The sequence below is a fragment of the Pelosinus fermentans DSM 17108 genome (assembly GCF_000271485.2).
GTDB classification, from domain to species: Bacteria; Bacillota; Negativicutes; order DSM-13327; family DSM-13327; genus Pelosinus; species Pelosinus fermentans.
In genome coordinates this window covers 4,969,970-4,994,669 of the sequence record NZ_AKVN02000001.1, presented here as the reverse complement: position 1 = coordinate 4,994,669, position 24,700 = coordinate 4,969,970, and the positions used below count along the sequence as shown (strand labels likewise).

Below are 24,700 nucleotides of genomic sequence, written 5' to 3'. Positions count from 1 at the left end.
TCTTTGGAGCAGTTTTGGGAACGTTGAACGCAGAGGACACAGAGTTCGCAGGAGCACAGAGGTTTTTGGCCTTATCTATTTTTTCTCAGTGTTCTCTGCGCCTCTGCGGTTCGGTTTACTTTCTCTGTTTTAAAGGACGCGTAGCGCTTTTCTTAAAAGAGATATCAGAGAGTTACTATAGATTGAGGTGTAGAGGATGTTAGCTTTTTATTTAACGGTGAGTGGCTATGGTGAGGCGGAAATTGAGATTCAAAAATCACGATTTATTGTTTATGTACAACGTGCAGAACAGGAAGAGGCTGCAGTCGCTTTTATAGAACAAATTAAGAAAAAGCACTGGAATGCCACTCATAACTGTTCTGCATATGTAATAGGAGGGAATGATCAGTGGCAAAAAGCAGATGATGCTGGTGAACCGTCAGGTACGGCTGGTAAGCCTATTTTAGAGATCATCAAGAAGAATCAATTAAAAGATACTGTGATTGTCGTTACGCGCTATTTTGGTGGCATTAAGCTGGGGGCGGGAGGTCTCATTCGTGCCTATGGCAAGAGTGCCAGTGCAGGTTTAAAAGCCGTAGGAATTACCCAGCGGCAAAATCATACCCGCATTGGGGTAGAGATTGACTATACTTTTTTGGGAATGCTGGAAAATCAGCTTAGGCTGCAAGGTTATCGAATTGAAGATAAAATATTTACCGATACAATACGGCTGATTGTATTAGAAAAAGTGGGACAAGAAGAAATTCTGGAACAAAAGGTTATCGATTGGACGGCAGGACAAGCTGCATTAACCCGTGAAGGACAAGTCTATGTGGAGACGCCAGTTACTTGTCAAGAATAGGTAACATTATCTTTGTAAGAATTTTTTATGTGTATCACGAAGAAGGCAGAAAATAGCGGTAGGAGGTCGGATTGTGCGATTTTTACATACTTCAGATTGGCATTTAGGCAGGTTGTTCCATGGCATTCATTTGACGAATGATCAGGCCCATGTACTGGACCAGTTTTTAGCTTTAGTACGGGAGAGTAAACCGGATGGGATTATTATTGCCGGAGATATTTATGATCGTGCTGTGCCGCCTATTGAGGCAGTAGAATTGTTAAACCAATTAATCTCGCAAATTTTAGTAGACTACAAGGTGCCTACGATTATGATTGCAGGTAATCATGATAGTGCAGAACGCCTAGGCTTTGGCAGTCGTCTATTAGCGGCTCAAGGGCTGTATGTAGCAGGGGCATTACGTCGGGAAATAGAACCTATTATTTTATATGATGAGCATGGGCCAGTGTATTTTGCTCCCCTTACCTATGGGGAGCCTGCATTCGTTCGCGAACGTCTTTCTTGTCCTGATGTTTCAAATCACGAACAAGCAATAGAGGTGATGGTGCAGCATGTAATCAGAAAAATTCCCAATAAAGCACGTTCAGTAGCGATTGCTCATGCTTTTATTGCAGGGAGCCTGGAGAGTGAATCGGAACGTCCTTTATCTATAGGCGGCAGTAGTATGGTAAATGGGGCTGTATTTCAGCCTTTTTGCTATACGGCTTTAGGGCACTTACATAATTCTCAGCAGGCAGGGAATCCAAGCATTCATTATAGCGGATCATTGCTGAAATACTCTTTTGCAGAAGCTCCTCAGCGCAAAGGTATTCATTTAATCGAAATGGATAAAGTCGGGGGCATCACCGTTGAGCGAATTTCCCTATCCCCTCGTCGCGATGTTCGTTGTATAAAAGGCTATTTTAAAGATATCCTGAATCATTCCATTGATCAAGGGAATCAGCAGGATTATGTATCGGTAACGCTGCTAGATGAAATGCCAATCTTAGATGCCATGGGGAAACTGCGTGAGAAATATCCTAATGTGCTGCAGATCGAAAGTCCGCGTTTTTTGAAAAAGGGTGTGCTGAGCGGCTTGCCTAGGGATCATCGTAAACTTAGTGAAAAAGAACTATTTGACGCCTTTTATCATCAAATGACTGGAGAAAATATGACGCAGGAGCAGCAGATGCACTTAGTTCATGTGATCGAAACCGTATACCGTGAGGAACGGGAGGCAATTCTATGAGACCATTATGTTTAACTATGACGGCTTTTGGACCCTATGCGCAGCAGCAGAAACTTGATTTTAGGGAATTGCAGGATCGGACATTTTTCTTGATTCATGGCCCCACAGGATCAGGAAAAACAACAATTTTAGATGGTATGTGCTTTGCCTTGTTTGGCGATGCCAGCGGCACGCAGCGTGAAGGAAAATCCATGCGCAGCGATCATGCTAATAGTGCTGTAATTACAGAAGTGATTTTTGATTTTGCGATTGGCGAAGCTTGTTATCAAGTAAAACGAATTCCAGAGCAGGAGCGGCCTAAGAAACGGGGAGAAGGCACCACCACCATGCTGGCACAAGCTGAATTGTGGAGTATGCCTTTAGTGGGTGAACCCATTTTGCTGGCAGCGAAATGGCTGGACGTTACGAAGCAGATTGAAACATTGCTGGGCTTTAAAAGCAGCCAATTTCGTCAAGTTGTGCTGCTGCCTCAAGGTGAATTTCGTAAGTTATTAACCGCCAACTCCAATGAACGACAAGAAATTATGCAGGCATTATTTAAAACAGACCTATATCAAAGGATTGAGGAAAAATTAAAGGACAAGGCTCTACTGCTAAAAAAAGCAAGTGAAGAACAGAGCAAACAGCGTCAGTGGATTTTGCAGGAAGCCGGCGTAGCGCAAGAGTATGAACTGCTGGATTCTATACAGCAAAATGAAAGGGAAGTAGAAAACGTACTCGTTCAGATCAAAAGTATCAGTGAAGAATTAAAAAGTGCTCAACAGGCTGTGAACCAAGGGGCAATCATACAGGGAAAAATTCAAGAAAAACAAAAAGCAGAGCAATTATTTGCAACGCTTACCGAGCAAAAGCCGATCATCGAAGAAGAACGAGCAGGTCTTCTGCGGGCAACGGCGGCAATGGGCTTGTTCGATGCAGAAAAGAATCGATCGAACTATGCTCAGGATGTACTGTCGTTGGAAGAGAACTGTAAGACATATCAGGTTGAGCTGGATATTGAGATTCACAAGCTGAAAGAGGCGCAGCAGCGGTTTGAAATAGAAGCTGCTAAAGACGAAGAGCGGGAAAAGCTGGTTCGGCAAATCATCCATTTACAGCAGATTGAGGATAAAATCAAATTACTGGAAAAGGCCTTGAATACAGCAGCGATAAGAAAAAGTGAATTGCAGCAGGCAGCAAAGAAGAAAGATGCTGCAGAATTGGAATATACAAAGATACAAGAAAAGATGGACCATATCATTCTGGAAGAACAGAAAGCTGTTCAACTTGCGTTAGAAGTGGGCAGCAGGGAAGTACAATGGCAGCATGTCCAAGGATTGCTTACGAAAAGTAGACTGCTGGAAGAACATAGGAAAAAATTTACCCAGCTAGAACAGCAAGTTTCTGCTTCAGAGCTGAAGTTGGCAGAGCTTGAGAAAAACTATGCAGCTGCAAAAAGCAGTCTCAACACATTGCAGCATGAATGGATGCAAGGGCAGGCAGCTTTCATGGCAAGTACCTTGGCGGCAGGGGAGAGCTGCCCTGTCTGTGGTTCAGCGGATCATCCTAAATTGGCCGCTCCTAGAGAAATCATGCCGAATGAAAACCAATTGAAAACAGCTCAAAAGCAGATGGAATTTGTAGAACAAGAAAGAGATGCCTGCCGCAGTCAGCACAGTTTGCTGCAAACCGAGAGGGATACATGGGAAAAACGGATTGCCGATCTTGCTGGGGAACTGAAAGAACAAGCTGCATTACCTTTGCAAGAGTTATCTCAAAGAGTTCAGACTTTGCGTGAAAAGTATGAGCAGGCTTTGGCTGGAGAACAGCAGGTCAGGAATATAACCAAGCAATTGGAGCAGTTAAGGAAACAACAAGAGGACCTGCACAAGGAATTGGTTCAGGTGCAAGAAGCGTGGCGCCAGGCAGAACAGTCTTTTACAGCCGCAGAAACCATAGTGGCAGAGAGGCGTCTTGCGATACCTGAGGAACTGCAAGGGATGGGGAAATTGGCAGCAGCCCTAAAAAGTGCCCAAAATAAGCAAGAGCAATATAAAGCAGCCTGGGAACAAGCTCAGCAGCATGTACAGCAGGGAAAGCAGCTTGTAACCCAGAAGCAGACACTCTTGGAAAATACCAAATATCGATTAAAAGACAGCAAGTTAAAATACGAAGAGGAACAAAACTATTTTGTAAAACGAGTAGCAGCAGCTGGATTTATGGATCAGCAAGATTATGAGAATGCGAAAAAGAGTCCAGAGAGTATGAGTCTTACTGCAAAGAAAATTGCTGCCTTTGATTCAGAATTTAGTAAAGCCACTCTGTTCCTGGAACAGGCTGCCCAGGCAGCGGAAAATCTGGAATTACCGGATATGCTGGGGTTGCAGCAAGTAGTTACAACTATGCAAAATCGATATAATGATATGTTTGCTGCACACACGAATCTAGAAGCGCTCCTAAAACGTCAGCAAGCCTGGTTGAAAAAGATCAGTCAAGTGGATGAAGCCTTAGAGACATTAGAAGCACAATATGCTGTGGCAGGACGTTTGGCAGAGGTCGCTAACGGCAGCAATGAGCACAAACTGACGCTGCAGCGATTCGTCTTAGGAACGTTATTAGAAAATGTAATTGTGGCAGCGAATGAACGTTTAAAAATGATGAGCCGCAGCCGTTATTCCCTGCAGCGAACTTTAGAACGAGCCAGAAAAAACGCTGCTGGTGGTTTGGATCTAGAGGTTTTTGACAACTATACAGGCATTGCCAGAGGTGTGGCGACCTTATCCGGGGGTGAGACGTTCTTGGCGTCGCTGTCATTAGCCTTAGGCTTAGCTGATGTTGTTCAGTCCTATGCAGGCGGCATACATTTAGATACAATTTTAGTAGATGAGGGTTTTGGTACTCTTGATCCAGAATCTTTAGATTTTGCTATCAAGGCTTTAATCGATTTGCAGCAGGGAGGGCGGCTGGTGGGGATTATTTCTCACGTTCCTGAACTAAAGGAAAGAATAGATGCCCGCTTGGAAGTTATGGCAACAGAAAGGGGCAGTACCGCCTGTTTTAAAATTGGTTAATTTATATGGATTTTGGTTATTTTATCTATATACCATAGTTGTATGCTTGCCATAAGCAGGAAAAGGGCGATAAATGACGAAATGTGAGTAAGATAAAAGATAAATCGAGAAGGGGTTTCAAGGATGACGACAAATACGACAATTTCTTCAAACTTTATTGAAAATATTATCAATGAAGATTTGAAGAATAATAAAAATAATAAGAAGGTACACACCCGTTTTCCACCAGAGCCCAATGGGTATCTGCATATTGGTCATGCAAAGTCCATCTGTCTTAATTTTGGGATTGCTCGGGATTATAACGGCTTATGTAATTTGCGCTTTGATGATACCAATCCAAGTAAAGAAGAAGTCGAGTATGTTGAATCCATTCAAGAAGATGTAAAATGGCTGGGATTTGATTGGGACGATCGTATGTTTTATGCTTCTGACTATTTTGAACAGCTTTATGAATGTGCCGTTCAATTGATAAAATCAGAAAAAGCTTATGTTTGTGACTTGAATCCCCAGGAAATGCGGGAATACCGGGGGACTTTGACTGAACCAGGAAAAAACAGTCCTTACCGCAGTCGTTCGATAGCAGAAAATCTAGAACTGTTTGATGGTATGAGAGCTGGAAAATTTGCTGATGGCTCTAGGGTATTGCGAGCAAAAATTGATATGGCGTCGCCAAATGTAAATTTGCGTGATCCTATTTTATATCGTATTATGCGAGCTGAACATCATCGTACAGGTAATACCTGGTGCATATATCCTATGTATGATTTTGCTCACCCTATTTCCGATGCCTTAGAAGGAATTACTCATTCTATTTGCACCTTGGAGTTTGAAGATCATCGTCCATTATATGATTGGCTGATTTCTTCTCTTGAGATGGAAAACCGTCCTCAACAGATTGAATTTGCACGTTTGAATGTTACCAATCTGGTAATGAGTAAAAGAAAGCTTAGGATGCTAGTGGAAGAAGGTTTGGTGGATGGCTGGGATGATCCGCGGATGCCAACGATTTCTGGACTGCGCCGTCGCGGTTATACGCCGGAAGCCATTCGTGATTTTTGTGAACGCATTGGCGTAGCCAAAAGCAATAGTACTGTCGATATTGCGATGCTGGAGCATTGTATCAGAGAAGATCTAAACAGTAAGGCTTTGCGAGCGATGGCAGTGCTGCGTCCATTGAAAGTAGTCATTACCAATTACCCTGAGGGACAGGTAGAGGAACTGGAAACGGAGAATAATCCAGAGCAGCCTGACATGGGCAATCGTAGTATTCCTTTCTCACGGGAGATCTATATTGAGCAGGATGATTTCATGGAAATTCCAATTAAGAAATTCTTTCGTTTGGCTCCCGGACAGGAAGTGCGTCTAAAAAATGCTTATTTTATTAAATGTGAAGAAGTGATTAAAGACCAGGAAACTGGTGAAGTGATAGAATTACGCTGCACTTATGATCCTGAAACCAAAAGTGGTACAGGAACAGCAACTCGCAAAGTGAAAGGGACACTGCACTGGGTTTCTGCTGCACAGGCTGTTAAGGCTGAAGTACGATTGTTTGATTATTTACTTGCAGAAGAAGAGACCGATCAAGGTGAAAAAGACTTCAAAGATGATATCAATCCTAATTCGTTGGAGAAACTTACATCTTGCATGCTAGAACCTAGCTTACTTCAAGCTACGCCTGATCAGCGTTACCAATTCATCCGCAACGGCTACTTCTGCTTGGATACGAAGGATTCTACGGCAGAATTACCTGTTTTTAATCGTATTGTAGGATTGCGCGATTCCTGGGCAAAAGCGCAAAAAGCGTAAAGATAAAGAGCGCGTCAACGAAGTGACGCGCTCTTTATCTTTTGTCTTCCATAATATTCTTCGAAGTTCACATCATCCCTAGACCGTGTAATCCATGCAGCAAAAAAAGGGAAACTGCAATAAAGAGAAAAGCAAAAAATCCTAATTGTAGTTCCAACATGTTATGAACTCCTTTTCTTTGTAATTTATAAATGGAATGACTTATATACGTAGTATTATTTTGTCCCGGAAAATAAAAAAAAGTACATTTTTTTTGTTTTCACAAAAGAAAGCCTATTCCAAACTTAACAGGAATGGACTTTCTATACAGTCAAAATGAAGATTCAAAGCAACCAAGAAAATATTGGATTTTTTTAATGTAAATAGCTGCAATTCTTTGTAATTGAATGATCTTGGATCACGACTGTTCTTAAATGGGAATAAAGGTTATGTATTTTATAAAACTTTTCTTGCACACTAGACAAGAAAGGTTTAAAATAAAATTCGCAGCAAAAAAATAATGCAAAAGATTGGGGCGGTGATAGTGAATTTCATGAAAAGAAAGATTTCGGTTGTTGGTGTACCAATGTGGTTGGGACAGACTCGCTATGGTACCAACTTAGGACCGCAGGGTATCCGTTGTGCAGGGTTAATGGACCGTCTAAAAGGTATCGGACAGGATGTCGTAGATGAAGGTAATCTTTCTATTGGCATTACAGGATGCTTTAGACAAAGCGGCGAGAATATTAAAAATGTAAAAACCCTTGTTGATTCCAGTGAAAAGTTGGCAGCAAAGGTTTCAAATATTATACAAGAAGGGCGCTTTCCCCTTGTTTTAGGCGGAGACCACAGCATTGCCATGGGGACATTAGCTGGTGTTGCAAAACATTATAAAAATATCGGTGTCATTTGGTACGATGCTCATGCTGATATGAATACGCCTGAAACATCCCCGACTGGCAATATTCATGGCATGCCTTTAGCAGCCAGTATGGGATTAGGTCATTCGGCTTTGACGAATATTGGAGGCTACCAGGGAAAAGTGAAACCGGAGCATATTGTGTTGATTGGTGCTCGGGATGTGGATCAAGGGGAGCAGCAGCTCATTGAGGAAAGAAATATAAAAATGTACACTGCCAATGATGTAAAACGACTGGGCATAGAGGCGGTCATCGCCGAGTCAGTACGTTATTTATCAGAACGTTGTGATGGAATCCATTTGAGCTTTGATGTAGATGGTATTGATCCTGCAGAATTCCCGGGAGTAGGGACTCCCGTTGCCAATGGCCTTAGTTATAAAGAAAGTCTGCAGGCCGTACGGTTATTAGCGGCTGCTGAAAATCTGATTTCCGCGGAATTTGTAGAAGTCAATCCATTGCTGGATAAAGATGATGTGACGGCTCGTCTGACTGTTAACCTGATTGGAGCATTATTTGGTGAGACTGCTAAAAGCAAACAGGTGCAAAGAGCAGATCGAAAAAGAAGCGCTGAAGCAATATAACAAGTTAGGTTTGGCTCTAAGAGTTGCTTTAGGACTTTTATATGGCTCTCAATGAGATCCATTTCAAGAAAACAATGAGAAGAGTTCACTTTAATTAATATTTTTTCCTGTTACGTTCATAGTATTTCAAATTTTGATATAAAAGTAAGATGGCTTTAGGCTGTCTTACTTTTTGTTTTATATAAAAAGGATTTTAACTTTATGGCGTTATTTAGTTATTATTAAATAAAAAAAATTCTGAAAACGAAGCAGGAAACTGTGAAGATATGTCAAATGAATAATGGAGAAAATATTCTCGGAGATAAAATTTGATGAAGATTATCTCCGAAATGCGGAGGTGGATTCCTTGCCATTATTCTCACGTATTCGGCTGCAAAGCAACCGTTTGACACCTGCTCAAGAGCGAATTGTTCGCTATTTGCAAGAACACGCTCAAGAGGTACTGACAATTCCCATTAATGAACTGGCGGATCGCTGTCAAGTAGGTGATGCCACCGTGATTCGCTTCTACCGCTTGCTAGGGTATGAGAATTATCCGATGTTCCGTATCGCACTGACGAAAGAGCTGTCGGAAAGTGAAATACGTCCAATTTATGAAGAAGTGGAAATTCAAGATCAATTACCGGATGTAATTCGAAAAGTGATTGATTCTTCTTTGCAAGGGATTTCAGATTTAGAAAAGCAGATTTCTCTGCCTGCCTTAGAAGATATAATCCGTCATCTTAAAGATTCGTCTCATATTCATGTTATTGGTTTAGGTGCTTCTGGTGTTGTTGCTCAAGATGTGATGCACAAGTTGATGCGCTTAGGATTAAAAATTAATGTTTATACCGATTCTCATTTGATGACCATCGCTGCATCTGTAGCTCACCAGGATGAGATTTTCTTTGCCATCTGCCATTCTGGAGAAACTACGGATATCCTTCGTACATTAGAACTAGCCAAAAAACAAGGCTGTTACACTTGCGCGGTGACTAGCTCTATAAAGTCCAGTATCACCCATATGGTTGATGCATACCTGCTAAGCTGTACTCGAGAAACCAAAATGCGTTCCGATGCGATGATTTCTCGTATTGTTCAGTTAGTTGTCATTGATATTCTGTATGTCAGATTGGCCCTAGAGATTGGGGATGCCGCGATGGAAAGAGTTAATAAGTCCCGCATGGCTTTGAAGGCGTGCAGAAATCCTTCCCGCTAAAATGCCATGCCTAATTACGACTAGCTCTTGGAAAACTCATTTAGGACGGCAAAGGATGAACATAACTAACACTTCACCGTTTTACGCCAGAGATACTTGTTTTTGAGAGACTACTACCAATAGAAGGAGGAATTTTATTTGAGTATAGAAGCAAAATCCATGATTATCATTGCAGATGATTTGACAGGTGCCAACGATACAGGAGTGCAATTTGCAGTTCAAAGCCTGCATACTGAAATTCTGCTAGAGGGAACAAGCTTATCGGAAGAATTGGAAGCTGCTATCGTAGTTGTCGATACCAACAGTCGTGCTATTGGAGCAAAAGAAGCATATCAGAAAGTACAAAAGATTGCTAAGCAGGCACAGCAGGCAGGCTTTAAAAATTATTATAAAAAATTAGATTCCACTTTACGGGGGAACATCGGTATTGAGCTGCAGGCTATTCTTGATCTTGGATTTCATGATTTCGCATTAGTCATGCCTGCTTTTCCTAAAAACGGAAGGACGACTGTAGGCGGGCATCATCTGTTGCATGGCGTACCACTTTCGGAAACGGAGGTCGGCAAAGATCCTAAAACTCCCGTTTCAGAATCGGTTTTGCCTTCGTTATTGCGACAACAAACAAGCATGTTAGTCGGTCATATTGGCATCTTTGAACTGTCCGGGGGAGAAGATGCGATTGCTGCTGCTATACAGCGCCACCTGGCGCAAGGGTGTAGAGTCATAAGCTGTGATGCGTGGCAAGAAGAGCATTTTCAACTCGTAGCTGGAGCAGCATTTCGTATATCTCAGAACGTTTTATGGGCAGGTTCGGCTGGTCTTGCCGAATGTCTTCCTCAGTTGTTTGGCTGGAATGAAAAGTATTTCTTGTCGGCGCCCAGCCTTGTAATCGTCGGCAGCATCAGCTCTGTTACAAGAGGACAAATTCGGCAGCTTCTGGGTAAAGGGCATGAACTGGTTGAAGTCGAAATCGCCGATTATCTTCCCTGGCAGGAAAATGGAGCCATGCCACACTTGCAAAAGGCATTGTCACTACTTAAAAGGGGGAAGAATGTAATCCTTGCATCCGGATATCAGCCCGAGGCAGTTGAAAGAGCGAAAGCAGCTGGCGAGAAACTCGGTATGTCACCCTTAGAAGTAAGTCAAAGCGCTGCACAGATCCTCGGCTTTATGGGAGCTGCAATTCTGCACCAGCAAGAAGTCACTGGAGTTGTACTCACGGGAGGAGATACCGCAGTTTCCGTCTGCCATGCTCTTGGTGTAAAGGGGATTCGCATCTTAGAGGAAGTAGCGCCAGCTATTCCCCTGGGCAAAATGGTAACTCAGGAAGGAAAAACTCTGTGGGTCGTCACCAAAGCAGGTGCCTTTGGTAATCCTGATGCCTTAGTAAATGCAACACAAAAGCTCACAGAAAGGAAGGTAGAACAATGAAACAGGGAGTAGAACGTCCGATTCTGGCAATCACCATGGGGGATGCCGCGGGGTGTGGTCCTGAAATTATTGTAAAGGCTCTTACAGATGAAAATATCTATACTACATGCCGTCCCCTGGTTTTTGGTGACACGAACCGGATGAAGCTGGCAGCCGGCATTCTGAAAAGTCCCCTTGAGATCGCAAGTATATCAGATGTTCAAAAAGGCAGCTATCAGCCAGGGGTGATTGATGTCCTTGATTTTGCGAATGTTCCCCATGATCTTCCTTTTGGACAGGTCGATGGGCGCTCTGGGCATGCGGCTTATACCTACATTGAAGCTGCTATAGAAAAAGCAATGGCAAATAAGGTGGACGCTATCGTTACGGCTCCGATCAACAAAGAAGCTTTGTATATAGGCGGTCATCATTTTCCCGGACATACAGAGATTTTAGCTCAACTTTCTCATACCAAAGATTATGCCATGATGCTTTCTGGTGATGAACTGCGAGTCATTCATGTCACAACTCACGTATCCATGCGTGAGGCAGCAGACCTAATCAAAAAAGAACGTGTACTGCGAATCATTCGTCTGGCAGATCGTACCTTGCGTCTGTTAGGATTAGAGCAGCCAAGAATTGCTGTTGCAGGCTTCAACGCCCATGCGGGAGAAAACGGATTATTCGGGCGAGAGGATGTGGACGAGATTGCCCCTGCAGTAGCAGACGCTCAACAAGAAGGAATTGACGCTGTAGGTCCGATTCCTCCTGATACAGTATTTTTTCGCACCGTACGCCGCAAAGAATTTGATATCGTTGTGGTTATGTATCATGATCAAGGTCATATTCCACTGAAACTCCTTGGTTTTGATAATGGTGTTAATGTGACTGTGGGATTGCCATTCCTTCGTACTTCTGTAGACCATGGTACGGCTTTCGATATTGCCGGCAAAGGAATTGCAGATGGCAGCAGCATGACCGCCGCCATTCATTTTGCCGCTCAAATAGCGAAAGGCGCGCGTAAAGCCTAGCTGGCAGGTAAGCCAAACTCAGCGATAAGAAAGGATGATTATCCATGTCAAATGTAAAAGTAACAATGCCTTATGGACAAGAGAATATTGAAGTATCTCTTCCCAAAGAAAATCTAATTGGTGTTTATTCACCAAAAGATGTTGCTGCTGTAGCTGATGTAAAAGAAGAAATTATGCGGGCTTTTACGAATCCTATTGGCTCAAGAAATTTGGCTGAGCAGGTTAAGGGGAAGAAAAAAGTTGTAATTTTAGCGGATGATAACACTCGCTTGACTCCTACTGATAAAATCATTCCTGTAATGCTGGATGAAATGAATTCGGCGGGAATAAAAGATGAGCAGATTACTATCATTATTGCTCTGGGTACTCATCGCTTTATGACAGAGGCGGAAATCTTGGAAAAATTTGGGCAAACTGTTGTAAATCGCGTAACGATTAAAAATCATGACTTTAAGAATCCAGAGGCTTTGATTGACCTTGGAAATACAGATAATGGTACCAGTGTTTGGGTAAATCGTGAGGCATATGAAGCAGATTTTAAAATTGGTATCGGCAGCATTGTTCCTCATCATATCCCTGGATTTTCTGGCGGAGCAAAAATTGTTCAGCCTGGTATTTCTGGTGAACATACCACTGCTGAAACTCATTTATTAAGCGTTCGTGCGCCGCGCTCCTATTTAGGAGTTCAGGATAATCCTGTTCGCAGGGAGCTAAATATGATTGCCAAAAAAATTGGCATGAATACTATTTTTAATACGGTTTTAAATCGTCATGGAGAGGTAGTAGGGGCTTTCTTTGGTGATACAGTAGAAGCCTTCCAGGAAGGTGTATCTTTATCAAGGGAAGTATACGCCGTTGAAATTCCCGAAGAAGCAGATATCGTTCTTTCTAGCTCTCATCCTTGTGATATTGAGTTCTGGCAGGCGCACAAGACTTTATATCCTTCCGATTTAGCAGTGAAAGCTGGTGGAATCGTTATTATTGCGACTCCATGTTATGAAGGCGTTGCTGTTACACACTCCGAAATGGTGGATATTACGTGCCATTCCTCGGAGTGTCTAAAGAAAATGGTGGATGATAAACAAATGCACGATGAAGTTGCAGCGGCCTTAGCAATTGCCTGGGCACAAGTAAAAGAGAGGGAAACCGTGTATATTGTGTCTAGTGGTATCCAGTCAAAAGACGCTGTAAAGCTTGGATTTACTCCCTTTGACTCTGTGCAGGCAGCCCTTGATTCAGCGATCCAGCAAAAGGGAAAAAAGGCCAGAGTCACGATTTTAACTCATGCTCCTGACATGCTTCCAATTATCAAGTAGAGGAGCCGCTAAGGATACAGAAAAAGAAAGGAGAAGTACTATGGACCAATCGATACCTATGCTTTTCGTATTGGGAATTGCCATTCTCATGATTATTGTTCTGAGTATTAAATTTCGTATCCACGCGTTTCTTTCTTTGATGGGGGCTTGTTTTTTTATCGCTTTTGCTACAGGGATGCCATTAGCTAAAATAGGAACGTCTATTGAGGCTGGTATGGGAGGAACCTTAGGGTTTCTTGCCCCAATACTTGCCTTGGGGGCGATTATTGGTAAAATGATGGAGATATCCGGCGGTGCCGAAAAACTATCCCGCACGCTTATTAATATCATGGGTAAAAATAAAGCGGCATGGGCGATGATGATTGTTGCTTATATCTGTGGTATTCCTGTATTTTTACAGGTTGGCATAGTCTTGTTAACCCCCATTCTATTTTGTGTTGTGCTAGAATCCAAGCAGCCTCTGGTACAAGTGGCCTTGTCGATGCTGGTAGCACTTACTGTCGTACATTGCGTTATTCCTCCCCATCCTGCTGCAATGGCGATTTCCTTAGCATTAAAAGCCGATGTCGGGAAGGTCATTTTTTATGGTTTGTTAGTTGGCCTTCCTGCGACAGCAATTGCAGGACCCTTATTTGGCAAACTCATTTCTAAAAAGTATGATTTTCAGCCGCCGGATCAGTATTGCAATCTGGAACGGACTCCAGACGCTGATTTACCGAAATTCGGAATCACTCTTTTTACGATTTTACTGCCATTACTGTTAATGATCGGTAAAACCATTATCGAGATGGTTGCAGATAAAAATGCAGCTTTTATGCCGATTGTCAACTTTATCGGCAGTCCAATTACGGCACTTTTCTTGGCTGCTATTTTGTCTTATTATGTTATGGGATGGAAACGTGGACATAGTTTGGCGGTTCTAGCCAAGCAAACCGATGCAGCAATGGGACCTATGGCTTCGATTATTCTTGTTATTGGTGCGGCTGGTGCCTTTAATCGGATTATTTTGGACAGTGGTATTGGTGATGTATTGAAAGCAGTGCTTACGGCCATTCAAATCAGTCCTTTGATCATGGCATGGGTTATCGCCATTGTTATGCGATTTGCCATTGGCAGTGCCACTGTGGCAATGATGACATCGGCGGGATTTATCATTCCCGTGCTTGCACAGTATCCCAACCTTGATCCAGCATTAGTGGCTATTGCTATAGGTGCCGGAGCCATTGGCGCTTCCCATGTAACTGACCCGGGTTTCTGGTTTGTAAAAGAATCACTCGGTATTCCAATGAATAAGATGTTCGGAATTTATACGGCATCAACAACCATTGCCTCTGTAGTTGGCTTGGCAGGTGTATTGTTGTTAGCTCAAATTATAGGATAAACCTTATAGTAATACTAAAAGCCAGGAGAGCTTGCATAATAATGCAAGCTCTCCTGGCTTTTGTTATAATTACAATTATTTATGGATATATTCCATTACTGACGACTGCCATATATAATATGATTTCAACCTATCCTTATCGTATAAATTAAGACCCAGGTTTCTTATTCTGAGAATTTGTTATAAAGTGGTTGATCAATAGCTCCACTCGATTTAATTCTTGAAACACGAGCGGTAACCATTCTTGCTGATTGTTCACAGTATTCTTCTCGAAGACTTGTAAATAGCCTTTAATGACCGTGAGCGGATCGCTGATTTCATTTACCAGCGTAATCGCATTTGCAGCAATTGCATCGACTTGCGAATTCTTGTATACTGTAGCTTGCTTTTTAGGTTTGTTGTCTGTCATTTGCAATACATTCATTTTTCTCGAAAAATTTACTACCTGCACGAAACTGCCCCTCCTTTTTTATCATCTTGCTTTTTTATTTAATGAGAATTAGTGTCTATAAGACACTAATTCTCTGGATTGTTGTAAAATCCTGCCAAGGGAGTGTCTTATGGACAGAATAATTGCACTGCTATGATAAGCACGCTATCGTAATAATGAGGGGTGTGCTCATGGAAACAACATTAGGAGATCGAATAAAACAATTACGGAGTGAGTTAACCCAAGAAGCATTAGCGACGATTCTTCAGGTTGATCGCTCCACGCTTGCTTCCTGGGAAATTAACCGTCGTGAACCGGATATTGCAACACTTAGGCGTATTGCCAGTTATTTTAAGGTAAGTATTGATTGGTTAGTCGGATTTGACGCAGAAGATTCGCTTTCATCAGATCAGGAAAACTGTGTTCGTGAAAGTATTCCTAGCTATCAGGCGAGTACAGATAAACGATGGAAGAAAGTAATAACTCTTGCTGAGCAGTATGGATTTGATCCTGATCTAGTATGCCATATTCTGGAATTGAATGTAAAATTAACGTTGTCATTGAAAAAGGATTGTCATCCAAAGAAGAAGTTTTGATGTACATATTTTGCTTTTCAATTGAGCCAGTCTGCCCGCATGATAAAGGGAAGACTGGTTTTTTCTTATATCTTTAATATTTTCTTAACCATTTGTTAACTTAAAGAAATATAGCTCAGTGTATAATGAAACTCATATAATGGAAGAAAAAATAGTTGCTGGCATCATCGGAAAATCTGATAGTGAGAGGTGTCTCATGGTAAGTAAGCCTACAAAGATTATGTTCGCAATATCAGATACAGGCGGTGGACATCGCAGTGCTGCAGCATCGATTATAGCTGCACTTGATAAAGAACTGAGCATACAATCTACCATTGTTGATTTCCTGCGGACTACAAATTTTCCAGGGCTAAGAAAAGCCCCAGAAATTTATGATTACTGCTCGAAGAATCATGTATGGCTAAACAATTTGTTCTTTAAGAAAACGAATAGCATCAATCGTATTAAGGCACTGACAAGGATTGTATATTTTCAATCCCGCTATAGTATAAAGCAAGCCATAGCAAATAGTAAGCCAGATGCTGTTGTGGCTGTTCATCCACTTGTCATTGGTTTATTACATCAAACGCGCAAAGCATCTCGTGGGACTTGGCCAATCATAGCTGTCGTTACCGATCTCGTTACGATACATGCGTCATGGGCAACACCAGGAGCAGATGTATACTTGGTTCCTACACAAGACGCATTTCAATCCCTCATCCAGTACGGTATTCCCTATAGCCAGATTATCTATACCGGTTTTCCGGTACATCCTAAATTTAGAGACTTTCCTATATCAAAACAGCAAGCCTGTGGTGAACTTGGGATAAAGAATGATGCATTTACAATTCTTCTTACAGGTGGTGGAGTAGGGGCGGGAAATATGCGTGAATGGGTGCATACACTAAAAGCACAGTGTCCTGACAAACAAATTTTGGTTATAACAGGAAATAACAAAGAGTTATATAATGAAATTAAGAAGTCCAACTTCCATTTCAATGGACTGCATGTTTATGGTTTTGTTGATAACATGGAAAAACTGATGGCCGCAAGTGATGTAATTGTTTCCAAGGCTGGTCCTGGTACTCTTATGGAAGGCGTGACAATGAAAAAGCCGCTGATTGTTACGGAAGCAGTCGGCATTCAAGAGACTGGCAATATTGACTTTATTACCAAAAACCAATTAGGCTATCACTGCCCGACTCCAAAAGAAGCATGCAAAAGAATTAACCAAATTGCTAACTCGGTTTCTTACGGTAATCTAACATATAAGGATGTATCAGCTATAAATGGTTCCCAGAATATCGCTGATATTATTCTTGATACCATGAACGCAGCGGTCGCTGCCAACCCCTCTATGCAATCCCATGAAAAACAGATTTTTATCGGTGCATGAGAAGAAAAGCCATTTTCCGTTTAGTGGAAATGGCTTCTGTTTTTTTATAACCGTGTTTACATTGAATTAAAGCGATATCCTGTACCCCACAGGGTTTCAATGAATTCAGGATTGGTTGAGTCGGTTTCAATCTTTTTGCGTATTTTTTGGATATGGACTGCTACAGTGGCTACCTCACCAAAACTTTCATTATCCCAGATGGTGTCAAAAAGATGCTCTTTACTAAAAACAATATTCGGATTAGAAGCTAAAAAAAGTAAAAGCTCATATTCCTTTGTCGTCAGTTGCACTTCCTTGCCATATACAAAGACTTTGTGAGAGGCAGTATTGATTTCCAAGCCCTTATGCTGTATCACTTCAAGAGAGAGGGAGGGTCCTTTTAGTCTCTGGTAGCGTTTGAGGTGAGCTTTTATTCTTGCTACCAGTTCTGCCGGACTGAATGGCTTAGTTAAGTAATCATCTGCACCAACATCCAGTCCTCTGATTTTATCGATGTCATCTACTTTAGCAGAGACGACAATCACGGGGATTTCCTGATTTTTTCGAATCTCTTTGATGATCTCAAAGCCATCTTTATTAGGGAGCATCAAATCCACGACAACTGCGTCATATACGGAGGAAGCTGCCTTTTTTAATCCCAGCATTCCATCTTGAACAATTTCTGCTCTATAGCCGTTTAGCTGCAGATAATCCCGTTCCAGTTCTGCAATATCCAGGTCGTCTTCAATAATCAAAATACGTTTCATTGTACAATCTCCCCGTCATTTTTCTGACAAATGGGAAGCTGAATCGAAAAACAGCTTCCTTGGTTTAGGTTGCTGGAAAGGATAATTTTTCCTCCATGTGCTTCGATAAGCTCTTTGGTAATGGCTAGGCCCAGTCCGGTACCTGCTGTTTCTTTTGGACGTTCCCTGTGGATGCGATAAAATCGGTCAAAGACAAAGGGGAGCTTTTCAGTGGGAATACCAGGTCCATTATCTTTGATGTCAATACAAACAGCGTCTTTTTGCTGGTAGACGATCACTTCTATTGATAAACCTACAGCAGGACCATATTGAATGGCGTTGTTCAAAATATTATTAATGGCTTGGTGAAAGCGTTTCCCGTCCAAATTGACTTTGACATCTTCCTCCAGCAGTACATCATAGTAAAACTGAATATTTCGCTCGCTAAAATCAAAACGATATTCTGCAATCAAATCATCCATAAATGGTCGAATCTTTGTACATTGATATTGAAACTCCAGCTTTTGCATGTCTAACTTTGCAAACAAGAATAAATCATCAATTAGTTTATTAACGTAAATTGCATTATGATGAATGGTTTTTAAATATTTAGTTTGGTTTTCTTTCGACGAAATGGAAGAATCTATAAGTGCTTCCACATAGCCTTGAATGGCAGTTATCGGTGTTTTAAGGTCATGGGATATATTGGCGATTAATGCCTTGCGGTTTTCTTCATACTCCATTTGAAGCTTTTCATTTTCATATAATTTTTCCGTCATTTCATTAAAAGCATCAATTACGATGCCAAGATCACTAGACAGTTCATTTTTTACTTTAATCGTATAATTTCCCTTGGTGACTTCATCCAGACCCTGTTTTAAGTTAATCATAGGCTTAAATATATTTTTTTCTAAGCGCCACATAAAGAAAAAATGGATGATTTCTTTCACTGCAAGCAGCGTGACAAAAAGGATGCCGATCTCCTTGTTACCCCCCCAGTAAAATGCTAAGTAGAGAATAACAAAGGTAAAGGCAATGCCTAGTGGACGAAGATAGCGAAAATAGGTATAGTGCTGCAGAAAACGTCCATGATGGTGTCTGTGATGACGATGATGAAATTGCCGAAAGGTAGCAGGGAAGTCGCCCTTGTCTTTGGTATTCAAATTGTCAGGGGAATATTTTGAGTCGTCATGTCTGTGCATTAATATCACCTTTCGCTTTTTCCAGGACTGTTGCTACCATTATTATATTCTAAAGAAAGGGATGGTGCAAAATGTTCCCACACCTTCCCTTTCTTCGAATCAACCCTTCGACTTAAAACTGCAGTCGAACCCGATATGATATGGCACTTTGGCGGCACACTTTTTTACAGGCTTTGCAACGTATACACTTTAAATTTCGGATTTGCGCTTTGCCTGTTTCCGTCAGCTCAATTGCGTCTGCCGGGCAAACCGCAAGACAGTGGTGACAGCGTGTACAACGATCGGGATGGATATAATACTGCTTAAGATGCATCGCTTTCATCTTCCCGTATAAGGATTAATTGGGCATTTGCCTTCAAATCATGTTGCTGAGCTTGTGCATCCAGTTGATTGCCGGCAGCTGTAACTACTACTTTCTCGACTTCATAATCCGGATTGATGAATATGCTGAGCTTTCCGTCAAGATGATCGATAGAGGAAATCTCCCTTATGAGTCCGTGCCTTCGATCGTGGCGTCTGCTTGCATGATTAATTCTTTCGGAAAACAGTTTTTTCATATCTTCGGGAAGATCATTGGCATTTAGTGATATCACTGTAATTTTCCCTGCTCGTTCCTCAAATTGTAAAGCGTTTAAAAGACTCAAAGCGAAAGTCCATTTAGTAAATATTTCTTTCAACCCTCTGCGACGGTGTGAAGGGAAGTGATGCATGTGATGCAGCCAATCATGGTGCGTTCTTTCCGGCGGGCAGGGAGCTGCATCTTCTGCGTGATGCCCTTGAGTCTTTCCCTCATAATCCAGTGACGCAGTCACTTTTGTTTTCATTTTCCCTGTTAACAAATTTTTTTCGAATTCATTTTGGAGAGAAAGGATCGTTGCTTGGTCTTTTTCTACTTGCACCTGCAAGACACCCTTTACTTCCGTTTTGGCTTTCATTGTGTTCATAACATCGTATAAAATGCGAATCTTGTTCATGATAATAACCTCCTTGAATTTGTTATGAGGTTATTATAAGAAAAGAGTATAAACTTGCTTTAAAGGATTTTTAAAAATTTTATAAAAAAGGTTAAAAAGTTATCTTCGCGTCTTCGCGGTTCAAAGGTTTTATTTTTTTAGCAAAAAGAGAAGACATCTACCGTTTATTAGGCAGACAGCTTCTCTTTTACTAATTGGCTGGAATGTAGCCATCATCGTGGAGATCTTCGTTTATTTGCTTCCATGTTAAGGCCTTAAATTGTACAGCATCCTGTAACTCCTGCTTCGCTTTTGAGTAGTAGCCTGTATTTCGAAGACTTACTGCTATTTTCATATCTTTTAAGGATTGATGGAGCATATCACAAGTTCGAAGCAGCTGAATTTTATCACCTTCATATTTGCCAGTAACATTCAAGGAATATGTTTTATCCCGGGTGTCCTTTATCGAATCATTGAACTTCGACAAATTCGTGTTCATGACACCCGGAGTCACGCGATCATTGGTATAATCGTCAATAAGCCCTTGGTATTCTTTTATATCTTTTTCAAGGGCGGTGTTGATTTCTGAAAAAGTTGTAAAAATCTCTGCAAGCTGCTCTTGGCTTTGGGGAACGGATTCTTCTTGAATGACATCGTCAGAAGCCATCCCATTGACGGGAGAGGCATTAAAAATAAGCATACATAAACTGACGACGATAAGGGTCGTCCATGATTTCTTAATCATTTTTACACATCCTTTTTAATCAGGATATCATGCTGGAAACAATTAGGCAATATCCGATTCCTCAGCTGTAGCAAGATATATGGTCAGCAAAAATCTCCCAGGCTTTATGATAAAACCCGGGAGATTGGTATTTATGCCAGCCAATCCATTAGATATTATATTCAAGTAATGAAATATAACGGGATAAAAATTGTTTGGTGCGTTCTTCTTTTGGATGGTTCAGTATTTCTTCTGGGGGACCTTGTTCTCGATGACGCCGCCATATTTCTAAATTCAATCATATGTTAGCTTCCTTCTTGAAAATTCCTAATTTCTGTTCGGCAAGCAAAAAGAGCTTCTCAAAGACGATGCTGATGCTCCAATACATAATCGCTACGACTAAGTAGGTTTCTAAATAACGATAGGTTTCCACAGATGCAATCTTGGCACCGCCTAACAGTTCGATCACCGTTATGGTAAATACAATGGATGTGCTTTTAATCAACCCTAAGAATTGATTTGCAAGCAGCGGTACGGCAACTAATGCTGCCTGCCTGAAGATGATTCGATAAAACCCTTGAAACCAAGTCATACCAACGGACAAGGCTGCTTCCATCTGTCCCTTATCGATGGATAGTATGGCAGCTCTAAAGATTTCTGTTAGATAGGCTCCGGTGTGCACTGTAAGGCCTGCAATTGCAAATACCATTGGAGGTATATGCTGATATCCTGTATCGATTCCCGTTTTTTCCGTGAATACCAGCAGCAGAATCGGCAAGCCGAAATACACGATATACAGCATGACCATGGTGGGTACTGCCCGGCCAATCAGCAAATAAACAGTCGCGATTTGTTTTAGAATCGGTATATTTCTAAGTTGCACGATCGCGCTGGCCAAACCGATAATACTTGCTAATAGCATGCTGATAATTGCTAGAAATAAGGTAACAGGGATGAATTGTAATAAATGAACAAAAGTATCCCACATAAATGAAAATTCTAATATATTGTTCATACTCTTAATCCTGCTTTTTGTAAAAATGCAATGGCTGCAGCGGTTGTAACCCTTACACCCGTTTCTAATGCTTCATCAGAAGCTGTGAACTTTGGACTGTGAGCGGGTTCTATCTTTTCGGAAGGATCATGATTTACTCCAATGCGGAAAAACACAGAGGGGACTTCTTTTGAAAAACGGTAGAAGTTCTCTGAGCCATTACCGGGAAATCTGGCTTTTAATACATGATCTTCACCGATAATAGCAGCAGCTGCTGTTACGAATTCTTGGGTTTTTGCCGGATCATTATAAACAGCTCCTGATCCGAAGCGAAAGGATGCGGTTCCCTTAATGCCTGTAATCAATTCGTGGGCTTTTAGAATGGCAATGATATGTTCATGAATTTGTGGATGCAATGTGTTATTTTGAGTTCGAATGGTTCCAGTTAACGCTAATTCTTTAGGAATGATATTGCTGCGGCTGCCGCCATGAATACTGCCAACTGTAATTACTGCCGGCTCTAGGTGGTTTATCTTTCTTCCAGGGATGGACTGAAGTTCCAGAATTAACTTTGCTGCTGCCAAAATGATATCGTCTGTTTGATGAGGTGCTGAAGCATGACCGCCCCGACCGCTTAACTGGATGGTGAACTGGCTGGAGGCCAGCATCACTTCTTCCTCTTTTACTTGAATATAACCTGTTTTGACATCTTCGGAAACGTGGGCAGCTAAGAAGGCTGTTACCTTTGGATTTTCTAAGACACCAAAATCAAGTATTTCCTGGGCACCGCCGCCGATTTCTTCAGCCGGCTGAAATACTAATTTGACAGTACCAGCAAAGTGATCTTTTAACTGGGACAATACATATCCTGTACCCAAAAGATTTACGGTATGAAGATCATGTCCGCAGGCATGCATGACACCCTTATTTTTCGAAGAAAACTCCAGTGATGTGTCTTCATCAATTGGCAGTGCATCCATATCAGCTCGTATACCAATGCTTTGCTCGCCCTCTAGAGTTCCCTTCACTTGGGCTATAATCGCCGTACTGTTCGGCAATCTCGTGTATTGTATGTTCCAATCTGTAAGCACTTTTTCAACTAGCTCAGCAGTCTGATATTCCTGATTGCTGAGCTCCGGATTTTCGTGTATCCTATGGCGAAGTGCAACTAATTCAGGATAGAGAGCTGCGGTAAGTGCATTTATTTTTTCATTTATATCATTCATAATCGATTCACCTCCATATCAATGATCTTTATTTATAGATTGCTCATTTGATGATAACCGACTTGTCTTTTTTCGATAAATGTTGATACTTTACTGATGATAAATACCAAAAGAATATAGATTATGGCAACATTAATATACAGCTCTAAGCTTCGATGGCTGTTTGCACCCATCAAATCTGCTTTACGCATCATATCAATCACTCCCACATTAAAGACTAGGGAGGTTCCCTTTAATGTGGATATAATGATATTGCAAATGGTAGGGATTGCAATACTAAAGGCCTGAGGCAGTATAATCCGGCTATAGGCTTGAATCGCTCCCATACCGATGGAATAGGCCGCTTCTAATTGACCTTTGTCTACAGCTAAAATAGCACTGCGAATGATTTCTGCAATATAAGCCCCCACATGGAGGGAAAATACAATAAATACATAAAACAATGTCGGTATCTCGCGAATCCCTTGATAGCCTAATTTTTGCATAAGCTCGGGCAGACCAAAATAAGCCAAGAAAAGTTGTACTAAGAAGGGAGTTCCTCGTATGAAAGAGATGTAGATGGCAGCCAATTTATCTAAAACAGTAATCTTATTAATACGAATCAATGCTACAATACTTCCGATGACAATGCCGATTACCCCTGCAACAAGGGTAATCAGCAATGAAGTATGCACATAGGACAGTATGATCGGGAACGTCTTAATCAAGTAGCCTAAATCAAAATAATTTCCCAAGATAAGACCCCTTTTCTATTCCTTAGAGGAAGATGTATAATCTGCCCCTAAGAATTGTTCAGATAATTTTTGAAGTGTACCATCAGCTTTCATTTCTTTTAATGTGGCGTCAATTTTGTCAGCTAATTTCTGAGATTCATCATCTTTTCTTAGGATAAAGTAAGTAGGCACGCCGGAAATTACCTTGCCAACACTTTTCACATCCAGACCTAAGGTTTTCTTTGCTTCTGTTACTGCAACTTCATAGTCGGCACTGGCATCGGCCCGGCCTGTGGCAACTAAATTCAATGTTTCAGCAGATCCTTTATCCGTATAAATCAAATTGATTTTAGGCTCGGCAGTTTCGTTATACTTTTTAATTAATCTGGCTGACTCGCTGGTAGGGACTAACACCATCGTTTTTCCTTTTAAGTCATCCAGTGTAGTGATGTCATTTCGATCACCTTTCACTGTAATTTTGGTGCGTGTGTAATTGTTAACTTCTTTGGTAAAGGTATATTTGGCGGCCCGTTCTTCATTGCGCCCCATTTGGTTTGCAATGAGATCAATCTGATTTGATGTCAGACTGACAAAGGCACTTTCAATGCTCATGGTTTTAAAATCAAATTTAATATCTTTATTTCTTTTTTGTACTTCTTTTAAAATCTCAATATCATAACCGGTTAATTGATCTTTATCATCCATATAGGTAAATGGTTTAAATGTTCCTCTGGTTGCTACATAATAGGTTTTAGCCGCATCAGCCTGTTTGTCGCTGCTGGAACCGCATCCTGTGATGAGGGCTAGCCCTGTAAGTAATAGAAAAACTAAAAATATGTTTAGTAGTGCTCTTTTTTTTGTTGCTGTTTTCATGATTTCATTCTCCTTTTGATGTGCCTTTGATTTTTATTGATCGGCTTTATTTTTGTAAATGTGCCTGGCAGTAATGAAAAATAGCTAAATCAAAAAAGGCTGATTCCTCTAACGTTTAGAGAAATCAGCCTTCAGTTTTCTGATCAGC

The 24,700-nt window shown here is 41.3% G+C and carries 22 protein-coding genes; 12 read left to right on the top strand and 10 right to left on the bottom strand.

Annotated elements, in window-relative coordinates:
* The first annotated feature begins 196 nt into the window (after positions 1 to 196).
* From FR7_RS22850 to FR7_RS22805, 10 genes are all read left to right on the top strand, one after another.
* A complete protein-coding gene (locus FR7_RS22850; protein WP_007951127.1) occupies positions 197 to 841 on the top strand; it encodes a YigZ family protein in 645 nt (214 codons plus the stop codon).
* 73 nt (positions 842 to 914) lie between these two features.
* Complete coding sequence (locus FR7_RS22845) at positions 915 to 2,069, top strand: exonuclease SbcCD subunit D (RefSeq protein WP_007951126.1); 1,155 nt, start codon at positions 915 to 917, stop codon at positions 2,067 to 2,069.
* Complete coding sequence (locus FR7_RS22840; RefSeq protein ID WP_007951124.1) at positions 2,066 to 5,119, top strand: SbcC/MukB-like Walker B domain-containing protein; 3,054 nt, start codon at positions 2,066 to 2,068, stop codon at positions 5,117 to 5,119. The genes FR7_RS22845 and FR7_RS22840 overlap by 4 nt, the downstream gene beginning before the upstream one ends.
* 123 nt (positions 5,120 to 5,242) lie before the next feature.
* A complete protein-coding gene (locus tag FR7_RS22835; RefSeq protein ID WP_007951122.1) occupies positions 5,243 to 6,925 on the top strand; it encodes a glutamine--tRNA ligase/YqeY domain fusion protein in 1,683 nt (560 codons plus the stop codon).
* A 532-nt stretch (positions 6,926 to 7,457) separates the two neighbouring features.
* Positions 7,458 to 8,405 (top strand): arginase, encoded by a 948-nt coding sequence (gene rocF, locus FR7_RS22830; RefSeq protein WP_237714873.1) that lies wholly within the window; start codon positions 7,458 to 7,460, stop codon positions 8,403 to 8,405.
* Between the two features lie 337 nt (positions 8,406 to 8,742).
* A complete protein-coding gene (locus tag FR7_RS22825; RefSeq protein WP_369794421.1) occupies positions 8,743 to 9,603 on the top strand; it encodes a MurR/RpiR family transcriptional regulator in 861 nt (286 codons plus the stop codon).
* 138 nt (positions 9,604 to 9,741) lie between these two features.
* Entirely contained in the window at positions 9,742 to 11,034 is a 1,293-nt protein-coding gene (locus FR7_RS22820) for a four-carbon acid sugar kinase family protein (protein WP_007935793.1), read from the top strand.
* Entirely contained in the window at positions 11,031 to 12,044 is a 1,014-nt protein-coding gene (gene pdxA, locus FR7_RS22815) for a 4-hydroxythreonine-4-phosphate dehydrogenase PdxA (protein WP_007935791.1), read from the top strand. The genes FR7_RS22820 and pdxA overlap by 4 nt, the downstream gene beginning before the upstream one ends.
* 44 nt (positions 12,045 to 12,088) lie before the next feature.
* A complete protein-coding gene (locus tag FR7_RS22810; protein ID WP_007935789.1) occupies positions 12,089 to 13,360 on the top strand; it encodes a nickel-dependent lactate racemase family protein in 1,272 nt (423 codons plus the stop codon).
* 40 nt (positions 13,361 to 13,400) lie between these two features.
* On the top strand, positions 13,401 to 14,741 hold the full coding sequence (locus tag FR7_RS22805; RefSeq protein ID WP_007935788.1) for a GntT/GntP/DsdX family permease: 1,341 nt from the start codon (positions 13,401 to 13,403) through the stop codon (positions 14,739 to 14,741).
* Between the two features lie 148 nt (positions 14,742 to 14,889).
* On the opposite strand, the gene FR7_RS22800 is transcribed toward FR7_RS22805, so the two are convergent.
* Entirely contained in the window at positions 14,890 to 15,192 is a 303-nt protein-coding gene (locus tag FR7_RS22800; RefSeq protein WP_007935787.1) for a hypothetical protein, read from the bottom strand.
* A 170-nt stretch (positions 15,193 to 15,362) separates the two neighbouring features.
* Here FR7_RS22800 and FR7_RS22795 point away from each other — a divergent pair, with 170 nt between their 5' ends.
* Positions 15,363 to 15,767 (top strand): helix-turn-helix transcriptional regulator, encoded by a 405-nt coding sequence (locus FR7_RS22795; RefSeq protein WP_007935786.1) that lies wholly within the window; start codon positions 15,363 to 15,365, stop codon positions 15,765 to 15,767.
* Between the two features lie 139 nt (positions 15,768 to 15,906).
* Positions 15,907 to 17,142, top strand: coding sequence for an MGDG synthase family glycosyltransferase (locus tag FR7_RS22790; protein WP_237714872.1), 1,236 nt, complete (start codon positions 15,907 to 15,909; stop codon positions 17,140 to 17,142).
* Between the two features lie 56 nt (positions 17,143 to 17,198).
* On the opposite strand, the gene FR7_RS22785 is transcribed toward FR7_RS22790, so the two are convergent.
* The 9 genes from FR7_RS22785 to FR7_RS22750 all read right to left on the bottom strand — a co-directional run bounded on the left by FR7_RS22785 (position 17,199) and on the right by FR7_RS22750 (position 24,552).
* The gene (locus FR7_RS22785; RefSeq protein WP_007935784.1) at positions 17,199 to 17,888 is read right to left on the bottom strand and encodes a response regulator transcription factor; all 690 of its coding nucleotides are present in this window, start codon (positions 17,886 to 17,888) and stop codon (positions 17,199 to 17,201) included.
* Positions 17,885 to 19,069: a sensor histidine kinase gene (locus FR7_RS22780; RefSeq protein WP_007935782.1), complete on the bottom strand. Its 1,185-nt coding sequence runs from the start codon at positions 19,067 to 19,069 to the stop codon at positions 17,885 to 17,887. The genes FR7_RS22785 and FR7_RS22780 overlap by 4 nt, the downstream gene beginning before the upstream one ends.
* Before the next feature lie 112 nt (positions 19,070 to 19,181).
* A complete protein-coding gene (locus tag FR7_RS24700) occupies positions 19,182 to 19,382 on the bottom strand; it encodes an indolepyruvate ferredoxin oxidoreductase subunit alpha (protein ID WP_071524637.1) in 201 nt (66 codons plus the stop codon).
* On the bottom strand, positions 19,372 to 20,043 hold the full coding sequence (locus tag FR7_RS22775; RefSeq protein WP_007935780.1) for a hypothetical protein: 672 nt from the start codon (positions 20,041 to 20,043) through the stop codon (positions 19,372 to 19,374). The genes FR7_RS24700 and FR7_RS22775 overlap by 11 nt, the downstream gene beginning before the upstream one ends.
* 190 nt (positions 20,044 to 20,233) lie before the next feature.
* The gene (locus FR7_RS22770; protein ID WP_007935778.1) at positions 20,234 to 20,767 is read right to left on the bottom strand and encodes a hypothetical protein; all 534 of its coding nucleotides are present in this window, start codon (positions 20,765 to 20,767) and stop codon (positions 20,234 to 20,236) included.
* A gap of 277 nt (positions 20,768 to 21,044) precedes the next feature.
* The gene (locus FR7_RS22765) at positions 21,045 to 21,761 is read right to left on the bottom strand and encodes an amino acid ABC transporter permease (RefSeq protein ID WP_007935777.1); all 717 of its coding nucleotides are present in this window, start codon (positions 21,759 to 21,761) and stop codon (positions 21,045 to 21,047) included.
* Positions 21,758 to 22,966, bottom strand: coding sequence for a M20 metallopeptidase family protein (locus tag FR7_RS22760; RefSeq protein WP_007935776.1), 1,209 nt, complete (start codon positions 22,964 to 22,966; stop codon positions 21,758 to 21,760). The genes FR7_RS22765 and FR7_RS22760 overlap by 4 nt, the downstream gene beginning before the upstream one ends.
* Before the next feature lie 32 nt (positions 22,967 to 22,998).
* Positions 22,999 to 23,700, bottom strand: a complete 702-nt coding sequence (locus FR7_RS22755; RefSeq protein ID WP_007935775.1) for an amino acid ABC transporter permease — start codon at positions 23,698 to 23,700, stop codon at positions 22,999 to 23,001.
* Between the two features lie 15 nt (positions 23,701 to 23,715).
* Positions 23,716 to 24,552: a transporter substrate-binding domain-containing protein gene (locus FR7_RS22750; RefSeq protein ID WP_007935774.1), complete on the bottom strand. Its 837-nt coding sequence runs from the start codon at positions 24,550 to 24,552 to the stop codon at positions 23,716 to 23,718.
* Positions 24,553 to 24,700: the final 148 nt, after the last annotated feature.

Excerpts from the sequence above, each read along its gene's own strand:
- FR7_RS22790 (WP_237714872.1), top strand. The coding sequence starts at position 15,907 with ATGGAAGAAAAAATAGTTGCTGGCATCATCGGAAAATCTGATAGTGAG.
- FR7_RS24700 (WP_071524637.1), bottom strand. The coding sequence starts at position 19,382 with ATGCATCTTAAGCAGTATTATATCCATCCCGATCGTTGTACACGCTGT.
- FR7_RS22780 (WP_007935782.1), bottom strand. The coding sequence starts at position 19,069 with ATGCACAGACATGACGACTCAAAATATTCCCCTGACAATTTGAATACC.
- FR7_RS22765 (WP_007935777.1), bottom strand. The coding sequence starts at position 21,761 with ATGAACAATATATTAGAATTTTCATTTATGTGGGATACTTTTGTTCAT.
- FR7_RS22850 (WP_007951127.1), top strand. The coding sequence starts at position 197 with ATGTTAGCTTTTTATTTAACGGTGAGTGGCTATGGTGAGGCGGAAATT.
- FR7_RS22785 (WP_007935784.1), bottom strand. The coding sequence starts at position 17,888 with ATGAAACGTATTTTGATTATTGAAGACGACCTGGATATTGCAGAACTG.
- FR7_RS22760 (WP_007935776.1), bottom strand. The coding sequence starts at position 22,966 with ATGAATGATATAAATGAAAAAATAAATGCACTTACCGCAGCTCTCTAT.
- FR7_RS22835 (WP_007951122.1), top strand. The coding sequence starts at position 5,243 with ATGACGACAAATACGACAATTTCTTCAAACTTTATTGAAAATATTATC.
- rocF (WP_237714873.1), top strand. The coding sequence starts at position 7,458 with ATGAAAAGAAAGATTTCGGTTGTTGGTGTACCAATGTGGTTGGGACAG.
- FR7_RS22805 (WP_007935788.1), top strand. The coding sequence starts at position 13,401 with ATGGACCAATCGATACCTATGCTTTTCGTATTGGGAATTGCCATTCTC.
- FR7_RS22810 (WP_007935789.1), top strand. The coding sequence starts at position 12,089 with ATGTCAAATGTAAAAGTAACAATGCCTTATGGACAAGAGAATATTGAA.
- FR7_RS22795 (WP_007935786.1), top strand. The coding sequence starts at position 15,363 with ATGGAAACAACATTAGGAGATCGAATAAAACAATTACGGAGTGAGTTA.
- FR7_RS22775 (WP_007935780.1), bottom strand. The coding sequence starts at position 20,043 with ATGAACAAGATTCGCATTTTATACGATGTTATGAACACAATGAAAGCC.
- FR7_RS22840 (WP_007951124.1), top strand. The coding sequence starts at position 2,066 with ATGAGACCATTATGTTTAACTATGACGGCTTTTGGACCCTATGCGCAG.
- pdxA (WP_007935791.1), top strand. The coding sequence starts at position 11,031 with ATGAAACAGGGAGTAGAACGTCCGATTCTGGCAATCACCATGGGGGAT.
- FR7_RS22750 (WP_007935774.1), bottom strand. The coding sequence starts at position 24,552 with ATGAAAACAGCAACAAAAAAAAGAGCACTACTAAACATATTTTTAGTT.
- FR7_RS22770 (WP_007935778.1), bottom strand. The coding sequence starts at position 20,767 with ATGATTAAGAAATCATGGACGACCCTTATCGTCGTCAGTTTATGTATG.